The organism is Pseudomonas sp. LB3P14, assembly GCF_054898045.1.
Window position 1 is genome coordinate 6,700,759 of sequence record NZ_CM142714.1, and the last position, 12,355, is coordinate 6,713,113.

General features: G+C 58.6%; 11 protein-coding genes. 3 read left to right on the forward strand and 8 right to left on the reverse strand.

The window, feature by feature from the left end:
* Positions 1-8: 8 nt before the first annotated feature.
* On the forward strand, positions 9-818 hold the full coding sequence (gene tcdA, locus ACYZT5_RS30760; RefSeq protein WP_409212682.1) for a tRNA cyclic N6-threonylcarbamoyladenosine(37) synthase TcdA: 810 nt from the start codon (positions 9-11) through the stop codon (positions 816-818).
* Positions 819-937: 119 nt separating this feature from the next.
* Here the strand turns inward: tcdA and ACYZT5_RS30765 are convergent, their stop codons facing one another.
* The 8 genes from ACYZT5_RS30765 to map all read right to left on the reverse strand — a co-directional run bounded on the left by ACYZT5_RS30765 (position 938) and on the right by map (position 10,006).
* Positions 938-1,342, reverse strand: a complete 405-nt coding sequence (locus ACYZT5_RS30765) for a SufE family protein (RefSeq protein WP_462048673.1) — start codon at positions 1,340-1,342, stop codon at positions 938-940.
* Positions 1,339-2,544, reverse strand: a complete 1,206-nt coding sequence (locus tag ACYZT5_RS30770) for an aminotransferase class V-fold PLP-dependent enzyme (RefSeq protein WP_462048674.1) — start codon at positions 2,542-2,544, stop codon at positions 1,339-1,341. Before ACYZT5_RS30770 ends, ACYZT5_RS30765 begins: the two co-directional genes overlap by 4 nt.
* A 144-nt stretch (positions 2,545-2,688) precedes the next feature.
* Positions 2,689-3,723, reverse strand: a complete 1,035-nt coding sequence (gene dapD / locus ACYZT5_RS30775; RefSeq protein ID WP_448723124.1) for a 2,3,4,5-tetrahydropyridine-2,6-dicarboxylate N-succinyltransferase — start codon at positions 3,721-3,723, stop codon at positions 2,689-2,691.
* 33 nt (positions 3,724-3,756) lie between these two features.
* The gene (locus tag ACYZT5_RS30780) at positions 3,757-4,065 is read right to left on the reverse strand and encodes an arsenate reductase (protein ID WP_462052339.1); all 309 of its coding nucleotides are present in this window, start codon (positions 4,063-4,065) and stop codon (positions 3,757-3,759) included.
* 261 nt (positions 4,066-4,326) lie between these two features.
* Positions 4,327-5,058 (reverse strand): M12 family metallopeptidase, encoded by a 732-nt coding sequence (locus ACYZT5_RS30785; RefSeq protein ID WP_462048675.1) that lies wholly within the window; start codon positions 5,056-5,058, stop codon positions 4,327-4,329.
* Positions 5,059-5,215: 157 nt separating this feature from the next.
* A complete protein-coding gene (gene dapC / locus ACYZT5_RS30790; RefSeq protein WP_462048676.1) occupies positions 5,216-6,415 on the reverse strand; it encodes a succinyldiaminopimelate transaminase in 1,200 nt (399 codons plus the stop codon).
* A gap of 59 nt (positions 6,416-6,474) precedes the next feature.
* The gene (locus ACYZT5_RS30795; protein WP_462048677.1) at positions 6,475-9,177 is read right to left on the reverse strand and encodes a [protein-PII] uridylyltransferase; all 2,703 of its coding nucleotides are present in this window, start codon (positions 9,175-9,177) and stop codon (positions 6,475-6,477) included.
* A gap of 46 nt (positions 9,178-9,223) precedes the next feature.
* Entirely contained in the window at positions 9,224-10,006 is a 783-nt protein-coding gene (gene map / locus ACYZT5_RS30800; RefSeq protein WP_462048678.1) for a type I methionyl aminopeptidase, read from the reverse strand.
* Positions 10,007-10,379: 373 nt separating this feature from the next.
* Here map and rpsB point away from each other — a divergent pair, with 373 nt between their 5' ends.
* Together rpsB and tsf are read left to right on the forward strand one after the other, a co-directional pair.
* Positions 10,380-11,117, forward strand: a complete 738-nt coding sequence (rpsB, locus tag ACYZT5_RS30805) for a 30S ribosomal protein S2 (RefSeq protein ID WP_003219330.1) — start codon at positions 10,380-10,382, stop codon at positions 11,115-11,117.
* 192 nt (positions 11,118-11,309) lie between these two features.
* Positions 11,310-12,173 carry a translation elongation factor Ts gene (gene tsf, locus ACYZT5_RS30810; RefSeq protein ID WP_438660655.1) on the forward strand — a complete coding sequence of 288 codons (864 nt, stop codon included), beginning with the start codon at positions 11,310-11,312 and terminating at the stop codon, positions 12,171-12,173.
* The last annotated feature ends 182 nt before the right edge of the window (positions 12,174-12,355 follow it).

Below are 12,355 nucleotides of genomic sequence, written 5' to 3' on the forward strand. Positions count from 1 at the left end.
TAATGGTCATGAGTACAGAAGATCCGCGGTTTGCAGGCATCGCCCGTTTGTATGGTATCGACGGCCTGGAGCGCCTGCGCGCAGCCCACGTGGCGATTGTCGGCGTTGGTGGCGTCGGTTCGTGGGCGGCGGAAGCCGTTGCCCGGTGTGGCGTGGGCGAGATTTCGCTGTTTGACCTGGACGACGTCTGTGTCAGCAACGCCAACCGTCAACTGCACGCGCTGGACAGCACCGTCGGCAAACCCAAGGTTGACGTGATGGCCGAGCGCCTGCGCGGGATTAACCCGGACTGCACGGTGCACGCCGTGGCGGATTTCGTGACCCGCGAGACCATGGCCGAGTACATCACGCCGAACATCGACTGCGTGATCGACTGCATCGACAGCGTGAATGCCAAGGCTGCGCTGATCGCCTGGTGCAAGCGCCGCAAGATCCAGATCATCACCACCGGCGGTGCGGGCGGGCAGATTGATCCGACGCTGATTCAGGTCTGCGACTTGAACCGGACATTCAATGATCCATTGGCCTCGAAAGTGCGCTCGACCTTACGTCGCGACTACAACTTCTCCCGCACCGTGACCCGTCATTACAGCGTGCCGTGTGTGTTTTCCACCGAACAACTGCGCTACCCGAAACCGGATGGCAGCATTTGCTTGCAGAAGAGTTTTGTCGGGGATGGTGTGAAGCTGGACTGCGCTGGAGGATTTGGTGCGGTGATGATGGTGACGGCGACGTTTGGCATGGTCGCGGCGACCAAGGCTGTGGATAAGATTGTGGCGGGTGTAAGACGCCCGGCCGACAGGATCAAGCCTGCTTGATGCTGATCGTTCCCACGCTCTGCGTGGGAATGCAGCCCGGGACGCTCCGCGTCCCTTTCGAGAGCTGGAACGCGGAGCGTCCCTTGAGGCATTCCCACGCAGAGCGTGGGAACGATCAGTCAGGCGGCGAGTTCTCGCATTCGCTGTAGCACGGCGTTGAGGCCATTGCTGCGCGACGGAGAGAGCTGACGGCTCAGTCCAAGCTGATTAAACCACCCCGGCAAATCCACTTGCTGCAACTCGACAGCCGACAACCCGTTAACCCGCGCCAGCAACAACGCCACCAACCCGCGAATCAACCGCGCATCACTGCTCGCGGCAAACTGCCAGTGGCCATCCTGCAACTCGCCCACCAGCCACACCTGGCTTTCACAGCCATGTACGCGGTTGGCGTCGACCTTATCCACATCGCTCAACACCGGCAGGCGATCGCCCCATTGCATCAGCAGACGCGCCCGCTGTTCCCAGCCAGCGGCAATCTGAAAAGTGTCCAGCGCCGTAGCGGCATCGGCGGGTAAGCTCATCGCAGCAACTCCAACGCCTGATCCAGCGCTTCAAAGAAGCGCTCCAGGTCTTCGGAGTCGTTGTACAGCGCCAACGACACCCGGATCGCCCCGGCCAGTTCAAAACGCTTGAGCAACGGCATGGCGCAATGATGACCGGCGCGCACCGCGATCCCCTGTTCCGTCAGCAAATGCGCCAAATCAGAGTTATGCACACCCTCGACGACAAAACTGGCCAGCGCCAGTTGCGGCTTGCCCAGCAACCGAATGCCGTTGCGCGCTTCAAGGCCTTTGAGCAAATAGTCATGCAGCGCTGCTTCATGGGCAGTCACGGCGTCCTGATTGAGCCCTGCCAGATAATCCAGGGTCGCGCCCAGACCGATCACACTGGCGATCGGCGGCGTTCCCGCCTCGAACCCCAGTGGCGCTGGGCGAAAGCGAGCGCTGTGGTAATCCGCATCCAGCACCATTTCACCGCCGAATTGCCAATGACGCAGTTGCTTAAGCGCTTCATTGCGCCCGAACAGTACGCCCAGACCATCGGGGCCATAGAGCTTGTGGCTGGAAAACACATAAAAATCGCAACCCAGCGCCTGCACGTCATGCCGACCATGGACCACGCCTTGAGCGCCATCGACCACGGTCAGCGCGTTGTGCGCCTGGGCCATCGCCAACAGCGCGGGCAACGGCTGCCAGGCACCGAGGACGTTGGACAGCTGACTGACCGCCAGCAAACGGGTTTGCGGACCGATCAACTGCGCGGCGGCATCAAGGTCGATCAAGCCGTCGGCATCCAGCGGCAGGATCACCAGTTTCAGCTCGCAACGGAGGGCAAGTTGCTGCCACGGCAACAGATTGGCGTGATGCTCCAGGGCGCTGATGACAATTTCATCGCCCGGATTGAAAAGATGCTCCAGGCCATAAGCCAGGAGGTTCAGCGCAGACGTTGCGCCATGGGTAAAGATGATCTGCCCACAATCGCCGGCATTGAGCCAATGGGCGACTTTGCTGCGGCTGGCCTCGAACGCCTGCGTGGCATGAGCGCCGGGCAAATGTTGCGCCCGATGCACGTTGGCCGCGCCGTTGGCGTAGTAATGCGCCAGGGCATCCAGCAGGGCTTGAGGTTTTTGCGTGGTGGCGGCGCTGTCCAGATACGTCTGGTCTTGCCGTTGCAATGCGGCGATGGCCGGAAAATCGGCGCGCCAGGGAGAAGGAATCATCATGCTATTGGGCCCTGTTAAACATGGGCGGGTGTACGCCTGACCTGTGTAGGAGCGAAGCTTGCTCGCGAAGGGGCCTTTGAGGCCGCCAAAAGCTTCGCGAGCAAGCTTCGCTCCTACAGGTCAGGTGATCGTTTGACGCTCAGCTTAGTTGTGAGCGTGCAGCGCTTCGTTCAGTTCGATGGCCGATTTGTGGGTTTTGCATTCCACGGCACCGGTCTCCGAATTGCGACGGAACAGCAGGTCAGGTTGACCGGCCAGTTCACGGGCCTTCACGACTTTGACCAGTTTGTTGTGCTCGTCCAGCAGCGCCACTTTGGTACCAGCGGTCACGTACAGGCCCGATTCAACGGTGTTGCGATCGCCCAACGGGATACCGATACCGGCGTTGGCGCCGATCAGGCAGCCTTCGCCGACCTTGATCACGATGTTGCCGCCGCCCGACAGGGTGCCCATGGTCGAGCAACCGCCGCCCAGGTCCGAACCCTTGCCGACGAACACGCCAGCCGACACGCGACCTTCGATCATGCCCGGGCCTTCGGTGCCGGCGTTGAAGTTGACGAAACCTTCGTGCATCACGGTGGTGCCTTCGCCGACGTAAGCGCCCAGACGAATACGTGCCGCGTCAGCGATACGCACGCCGGCCGGAACCACGTAGTCGGTCATTTTCGGGAACTTGTCCACCGAGAACACTTCCAGTAGCTCGCCGCGCAGACGGGCTTCGAGTTGATGCTCGGCCAGTTCGGCCAGGTCGATCGCGCCCTGGCTGGTCCACGCCACGTTCGGCAGCAGAGGGAACACGCCGGCCAGGTTCAGGCCATGCGGCTTGACCAGGCGATGGGACAGCAGGTGCAGTTTCAGGTAGGCCTCGGGGGTGGAGGTCAACTGAGCGTCTTCGGCCAGAATGGTCGCGACCAGCGGCTTGTGGCTCTCGGCCAGACGGGTCAGCAAGGCAGCCTGGGCAGCGTCGACGCTTTTCAGGGCTTCAGCCAGTTGGGACGCCTGAGCGGTGCTGAACGCGATGGCCTGATTGCCTTCGGTGTAGCCCAGAACAGGGGCGATGGCTGCGACCAGTTCGGCCGAGGGGTTGAGCAGTGGCTGCGCGTAAAACACTTCCAACCATGCGCCTTGACGGTTTTGAGTGCCGACACCAAAGGCCAGGCTGAACAGGGTAGTGGACATGTTGATACCTCTAACAAAATGGAACGGGCTGCCTTACTTGAGAGCTGCCGCGTAGATATCTGGCTTGAAGCCAATCAGGGTTCGGTCACCGAGATCAAGCACCGGGCGCTTGATCATCGAGGGTTGTGCGAGCATCAGCTCGATGGCTTTCGGCTGGTCGAGATCGGCTTTGCGTTCGTCGTCGAGCTTGCGAAAGGTCGTGCCTGCACGGTTCAACACCACTTGCCAGCCGTGCTCGTCGCACCATTGGGTCAGGTGTTTACGGTCGATTCCGACCGTCTTGTAATCATGAAAGTCATAGCTGACTGCGTGTTCATCGAGCCAGGTGCGCGCCTTTTTCATGGTGTCGCAGGCTTTGATGCCGAAAAGGTGCAACGTTTTGCTTGAAACGGTCAAGGAATTGCCCCCTTTGCAGGTGCTGGAAATTAAAGGTGACGGATTATGCCATGACCGGACGGTTTCGCGTCGGCCGTGGTCGGTAAGCCATTGCAAAAACCTGTGGGAGCGGCGGTAGGACGATTCGACTTGCTCGCGAAAGCGGCGGGTCAGGCGACATCATTGGAATGTCAGCCCGCCTTGGCGAGCAAGCCCGTTAATAACGTATCAGCGCTTCGGGTACAGAAGCTTCATAAGGCGCTTGTCTTTTTTGCTGATCTTTCGGTTGATAGGGATTTCCCAATTGCCCAGCGTCAGTGTGTTAGCCACCGGGTAGTGCATGATGGACTTCTTGTCGTAAGGCGTATAAATCGCTTCGATTGTATTGAAGGGCTCAAAGAGATTCCTATCCACTTGCTCTTTGGTCAGTGGATTCATCTCTCTATTCTGGTAGAACTCATACACTTTCGGTTTGTCCCAGGGAATATTAGCCTCGGGGTGTTGATGTTCGTGCATCGCGCCTAATGCATGTCCGAACTCATGAATCACGATCACTTCGAAATCTTCATGTTCAGGTTTGACCCCCAGGTTCATGGTTGGCCAGTCTGGATGAATCAATAGCGCGTCAGTGCCCAGCATTGAGCTGTTGTCATTGTTTTTGGTTGCGATTCGGATATCACCTTCGAGCCCCTCGACGAAATCGAAGCTCAGATTGATATGGGGCAGCCATTGGCGGGCCGCCTTGATGATCTTCTGTTTGTGTTCATCGTCGGGGCCGTCGATAAACACGATCTTTAGTGTGCGTCCGTTTGCCCACAGTTTTGAGTAATTGATCAGTGAGCGCTTGCGACGAGTGCCGCCGCCAATACCGGCATTATCAGGATTCTCGTTGATGGCGGCTTCGTAGGATTGTTGATCGTCGGGCCATTGGATAAGGGTGCAGTCTTCAATACTGTTCATTGGCTACTTCTTCCTTGAAGTGGGTTGCGTGAATACAACGCTAATGCGCTGCACGAGAGTAAGGGGGACTCTGCAGTTCAGTGAGCTTTAATTTCGGGTGAAGTGTTACCGGTTATAAAAGTTTGCCCGCACTGCGTTGCACAGTGCGGGCGGGAGACTACTTGTTGCGGGTAATAAACGCGCGAATTCGCTCGGCGGCTTCTATGCATTCGGCCAACGGCGCGACTAAAGCCATACGTACACGGCCAGCGCCGGGATTAGCGCCGTCGACGTCACGGGACAAATATGACCCCGGCACCACCGTCACATGCTCTTCGACAAACAGGTCGCGGCAAAACGCTTCATCATCACCGTCAACGCTCGGCCACAAGTAAAACCCGCCATCCGGGCGCTGCACGTCCATTACCGGGCTGAGGATTTCCAGCACCGCATCGTATTTCTCGCGATACAACGCACGGTTGGCGCGCACGTGCACTTCGTCATTCCACGCGGCAACGCTGGCCAGTTGAGTCTGAACCGGCATCGCGCAGCCGTGGTAGGTGCGATACAGCAGGAAGCCTTTGAGAGTGTCCGCATCACCGGCCACGAAGCCTGAACGCAGGCCCGGCAGGTTGGAGCGCTTGGACAGGCTGTGGAACACCACGCAACGCTTGAAGTCTTTGCGGCCCAGTTCCACACAGGCGCTGAGCAAGCCCGCCGGCGGGGTTTGTTCGTCGAAGTACAGTTCGCTGTAGCACTCGTCGGCGGCGATCACGAAGTCGTATTCGTCGGCCAGGGCAATCAGCTTCTTAAGGGTTTCAACCGGGATCAGGGCGCCGGTCGGGTTGCCTGGCGAGCACAGGAACAGGATCTGGCAGCGTTTCCAGATGTCTGGCGAAACCGCATCGAAATCCGGGTTGAAGCCGTTTTCGTCCAGGCACGGCAGGTAATGCGGCTTGGCCCCGGCAAGGAACGCCGCGCCTTCGTAGATCTGATAGAACGGGTTCGGGCTGACCACCAGTGCGTCGTCGCCACGGTTGACCACGGTCTGGGTGAAGGCGAACAGCGCTTCGCGGGTACCGTTGACCGGCAGCACATTGCGCGCCGGGTCGAGCCAGCCGTGCGGAACGCTGAAACGACGTTCACACCACGCGGCGATGGCTTCACGCAGGGCCGGGATGCCGAGGGTGGTCGGGTACACGGCCATCTGATCCAGATTGCTGGCCAGGGCTTCGGCGACAAAGCTTGGCGAACGGTGTTTCGGCTCGCCGATGGACAGTGCGATGGCGCGTTTGTCCGGGTTTGCCGTGACGCTGCCAAGCAAGGCGCGGAGTTTCTCGAACGGGTAGGGCTGCAATTGGGTCAGAGCGTTGTTCATCGGGGCCTCTTTTAATGTGGGAGCGGGCAAGCCCGCTCCCACAGGGGGAATTTTTTAATTCAGATACTGAGTCGCGACAGTTTGATTTCTGATTCCTGGTTGACGGTCAGTTGTTTGACGATCGCATCCTGCAAGCGGCTGCACAGCAGCGGGTCGGACAGCGGCTGATTGTTCGCGTCGGTAATGAAGAACACGTCTTCCACGCGTTCGCCGAGGGTCGCGATCTTGGCGTTTTGCAGCGACAAGTCGAACTCCAGGAAGATCGTGCCAATCCGCGCCAACAGACCGGGGCGATCCGGGGCGCTGAGCTCCAGCACGGTTACCGGGCGTTGGGCGTCGTTGTGGATCGTCACCTGTGGCGCAAACGCGAAATGCTTGAGCTGGCGCGGCACCCGACGCTGGATGATCGTCGGGTAATCGTCCGGGTTGCGCAGGGCATCGGTCAGGCCTTCGCGGATTTGCTTGACCCGTGCCGGGTTGTCGCCAATCGAGTCGCCGTCGGTGTCGAGCACGATGTAGGTGTCGAGGGTGAACTGGCTGCTGGAGGTGATGACCCGGGCGTCGTGAATGTTCAGGTTGAGCTGGTCCATCGCGGCCACGGTCACGGCGAAGAAGTCGTGCTGGTCCGGTGCATAGATGAAGATCTGCGTGCCGCCTTCGAACTCGCGCTGAGTGGTTTCCTTGATCAGCACCAGCGGCCCGCCGTCGGCCGGCTGCTGGAGGATCGCGTCACTGTGCCAGGCCACGTCGCCGGCAGTGTGGCGCAGGAAGTAGTCATCGCCCAATTGCGCCCACAGCTGCTCGACGTCGTCCGGGTCGGTGCCGCCGCGCACCAGAATGTCCAGTGCGGCGCTCTGGGTCTGGCGAATCTGCTCTTCGCGGTCCACCGGGTTTTCCAGGCCACGGCGCAAGGCACGCTTGGTCTCGGTGTAGAGCTGGCGCAACAGACTGGCGCGCCAGGAATTCCACAGCGTCGGGTTGGTGGCGTTGATGTCGGCGACGGTCAGCACGTACAGATAATCGAGGTGGGTTTCGTCGCCGACGATCTGCGCGAAATCATGGATGACCTGCGGGTCGGACAAGTCCTTGCGCTGGGCAGTGGTCGACATCACCAAATGGTTCTGCACCAGCCAGACGATCAGGCGGCTGTCCCACACCGGCAACTGATGGCGCTGGCAAAAGGCTTCGGCGTCCACTGCACCGATTTCCGAGTGATCGCCATGCCGGCCTTTGCCGATGTCGTGGTACAGGCCGGCCAGGTAGATCAGCTCGGGTTTGGGCAGTTTGCCCATGAGCTTGCTGGCCAGCGGGAATTTTTCCGACACCTGGGTGTACTGCAACTTACGCAAGTGTTTGATCAGGTTCAGGGTGTGAGCATCGACCGTATAGATGTGAAACAGATCGTGCTGCATCTGCCCGACAATAAAGCCGAACTCCGGCAAGTAGCGCCCGAGGATGCCGTAGCGATTCATCCGTCTCAGGTTGCGATGGATGCCGATCTTGCACTTGAACAGCTCGATAAACAGGCTGGTGTTGCGGATGTCGTTGCGGAAGTCGTCATCGATCAGGTGGCGATTTTCTCGCAGCAGACGAATGGTATCGGCGCGCACGCCTTTGATTTCCGGCTGCTGAGCCATCAGTACGAAGATTTCCAGCATGGCGAACGGTGTGCGGCGGAACACGTTGTCGTTGCGTGCCTCGATGTAACCGTCGTGCAGCTGGAATCGCGAGTTGATCGGCTGCGGCGGCGCTTCATCTTCCGGCGCGAGGATGACTTCCTCAAAGTGTTGGATGATCAGGTCGCTGAGCTGGGCAATGCTCATGACCACCCGGTAATACTGCTGCATGAAGTTTTCGATGGCTTGCTTGGCGTCATCACCTTTGAAACCCAGCAGCCCGGCAATGGTGCGCTGGTGATCAAACAGCAAGCGGTCTTCGGAGCGACCGGCGAGCATGTGCAGGGCGTAGCGAACCTTCCACAGGAATTCCTGGGAGGAGGCCAGCAGGGCGTTTTCGCTCTCGACCAGGAAACCTTCGCCGGCCAGGGCCCGCAGGTTCAGGGTGCCGTATTCACGACGGGCCACCCACAGAATCGTCTGAATATCCCGTAGGCCGCCGGGCGAGCCTTTGACGTTGGGTTCCAGGTTGTATTCGGTGTCGTTGTACTTGTGGTGACGAGCCTTCTGCTCGGCGCGTTTGGCCAGGAAGAAGTCCTTGCTCGGCCACATGTGCGCGGTGCTGGTGACATCCAGCATGCGCTGGCGCAAGCGCTCGGGGCCGCAGATGGTGCGGCTTTCCATCAGGTTGGTGACCACCGTCAGGTCGGCGCGGGCCTCCTGGACGCATTCGTCCACCGAGCGCACGCTCTGGCCGACTTCCAGGCCGATGTCCCACAACAGCGTCAGAAAACGCTCGATGGAATCACGGAAAACTTCGTGATCGGCGCTGTCCAGCAGGATCAGCAGGTCGATGTCGGAATAAGGGTGCAGCTCGCCGCGACCGTAGCCGCCGACCGCGACCAGCGCGATGTCGGCGTCTTCGCTCCAATTGAACTGCTCCCAGGCCTTTTGCAGGATGTTATCGACGAACCAGGCGCGGTCCTCGATCAACCGGCGAATGTCGCGGCCGCTGCGAAAGCGCTCGTCGAGCACCTCGCGGGCCTGTCGAATCGCCTTCTTGAAGGCCGCGATCGGGCTTGCCTTCAGGGCCAGTTCAGCCTGGAACTGGCCACGGTCGAAGAGTTCGGGATCCACCTGCGGCATCGATTGGCTTTCCTGTCTATAAGGCTGAGGAGCTGCGCGGCTCGGATCAGGCCGAAACGCGCGCGATGGTGTCGTCGGCGCGCAGGGTGAAGATCTCGTAACCGGTTTCGGTCACCAGCAGGGTGTGCTCCCACTGTGCCGACAGCTTGCGGTCCTTGGTGATTGCGGTCCAGCCGTCGCCCAGTACCTTGGTGTCGGCCTTGCCCTGATTGATCATCGGCTCGATGGTGAACGTCATGCCGGCTTTCAGTTCCATGCCGGTGCCGGCACGTCCGTAGTGCAGGATCTGCGGCTCTTCGTGGAACACTTTGCCGATGCCGTGACCGCAGAATTCGCGAACCACGGAAAAACCGTTCTTTTCAGCGTGCTTCTGAATGACTTCACCGATGTCGCCCAAGCGGCAGCCGGGTTTGACGATTTCGATGGCCTTGTACATGCATTCCTGGGTGATTTGCGACAAGCGCTCGGCCCAGACCGGCACGGTGCCGACGTGGAACATGCGGCTGGTGTCGCCGTGGTAGCCGTCCTTGATGACCGTGACGTCGATGTTCAGCGTGTCGCCGTCCTTCAATGGCTTCTCGTTCGGAATACCGTGGCAGACCACGTGATTGATCGAGGTGCAGATCGACTTCGGGAAACCCTTGTAGTTGAGCGGGGCAGGGATGGCTTTCTGCTCGTTGACGATGTAGTCGTGGCAGATGCGGTCCAGTTCTTCAGTGGTGATGCCCGGCTTGACATGTTCGGCAATCATTTCCAGCACATCGGCGGCCAGTTTGCCGGCGATACGCATTTTTGCGATGTCCTCGGGGGTTTTGAGGGTGACGGTCATACAGGCTCTCTCTGCGCTCGATGGCGCTTTCTAAAACGAAATGGGCGTTTCGCGATCGATCTTCACGGCCCTGAAAAACGCGATTCTAACAGACGAGCAGCGCAAATCTGAGCCTCTGTGCATCGCTTCTCCTTATAGAATGGCGCATTCTTGGAGGATTCCAAGGGGCGGAGCCCTAGCACGCGCCAGGATTTAACAAACCGGGTTCCGTTTTTTTCAGCCTTGTGATATAAAATGCGCCGCTTTCCGGGGATCCCCTGAAAAGCCTAAATCCACACACGTGTCGACACGATGACCTGGGTGCCTTCAGCTGATGCTGCTGGTTGGTCATTGGGATACGTGGAGGCCAAACCCGACTTATTAAGGAACTATCATGTCCCAAGTCAACATGCGCGATATGCTGAAGGCCGGTGTGCACTTCGGTCACCAGACCCGTTACTGGAACCCGAAAATGGGTAAATACATTTTCGGCGCGCGTAACAAGATCCACATCATCAACCTTGAAAAAACCCTGCCAATGTTCAACGAAGCTCTGACTTTCGTAGAGCGTCTGGCCCAGGGCAAAAACAAGATTCTGTTCGTCGGCACCAAGCGTTCCGCTGGCAAGATCGTTGCTGAAGAAGCAGCACGTTGCGGTTCGCCGTACGTCGATCACCGCTGGTTGGGCGGCATGCTGACCAACTTCAAAACCATCCGTGCTTCCATCAAGCGTCTGCGTGACCTTGAAGTGCAAGCCGAAGACGGTACTTTCGCCAAGCTGACCAAGAAAGAAGCGCTGATGCGCACTCGCGATCTTGAGAAGCTCGATCGTTCCCTGGGTGGTATCAAGGACATGGGCGGTCTGCCAGACGCTCTGTTCGTTATCGACGTTGATCACGAGCGCATCGCGATCACCGAAGCCAACAAGCTGGGCATCCCGGTTATCGGCGTAGTCGATACCAACAGCAGCCCGGAAGGCGTTGACTACATCATCCCAGGCAACGATGACGCAATCCGCGCTATCCAGCTGTACATGGGTTCGATGGCTGACGCTGTAATCCGCGGTCGCAACCACGTTGCTGGCGGCACCGAGCAGTTCGTTGAAGAAGCTCCGGTAGCAGCAGCTGAGTAATTGACGCCTTGGCGTTGACTCAGTAAGCAAAAAGGGGGCTTGGCCCCCTTTTTGCCACCTCGAAAACCGTTTGTCGGCGGCGCAGCTACAGCTTCTGTAACGTGCAGCGGCTTACAAGGGTGGTTCGGGAAGAATTGATCGCCCGTTCGATCGGGTGGAATGGTTGAAAACCTATCCAAGAGGAATTTTGAAATGGCAGAGATTACTGCAGCGTTGGTCAAAGAACTGCGCGAGCGTACTGGCGAAGGCATGATGGACTGCAAAAAGGCCTTGACCAAGGCTGGCGGCGACATCGAAAAAGCCATTGATGACATGCGTGCTTCGGGCGCCATCAAGGCTGCCAAAAAAGCAGGCAACGTGGCTGCTGAAGGCGCTATCGCTCTCAAGGAAGACGGTAAAACCGCCGTTCTGCTGGAAGTGAACTCGCAGACCGACTTCCTGGCTCTGCAGGACGACTTCAAGGCATTTGTTGCTTCCAGCGTTGAAAAAGCGTTCGCTGACAAGCTGACTGACGTAGCTCCGCTGATCGAAGCTCAAGAAGCCGATCGCCTGGTTCTGGTCGGCAAGGTTGGCGAAAACGTCAATATCCGTCGCCTGGCTCGCGTTGAAGGTGATGTTGTTGGTGGTTACCTGCACGGCAACAAGATCGGTGTTGCGGTTGTTCTCAAGGGCGGCACCGTTGAGCTGGCCAAAGACATCGCTATGCACGTAGCGGCCACCAACCCTGAATTCCTACTGCCATCGGAAGTTTCCGCTGAAGCGGTCGAGCGCGAGAAAGGCGTGTTCCTGACCCTCAACGCTGACAAGATCGCCGGCAAGCCGGAAAACATCGTTGAAAACATGGTCAAAGGCCGTATCAGCAAGTTCCTGGCTGAAGCGAGCCTGGTTGAGCAGGCGTTCGTCAAGAACCCTGAAATCAAGGTCGGCGACCTGGCCAAGAAAGCCGGTGCAGAAATCGTTTCTTTCACCTACTTCAAAGTAGGCGAAGGCATCGAGAAGCCGGTCGACAACTTCGCTGAAGAAGTTGCTGCCCAGCTGGCTGCCGCCAAGCAATAAGACGGTTTTTTAACTGTCGCCCTGAAGAGGCTGCCCGCTTACGCGCGCAGCCTCTTTTCAGATGGGGCACCAATTTTTAATTGGTTTCCTTTTGGAACTGGCTTACAAAGCCATGTTCCGATGGCGCTGAAGCAGTGCCAAGATAGAGTGAACGCCAGCTGTAAACAGCTCGCAAAGAATTT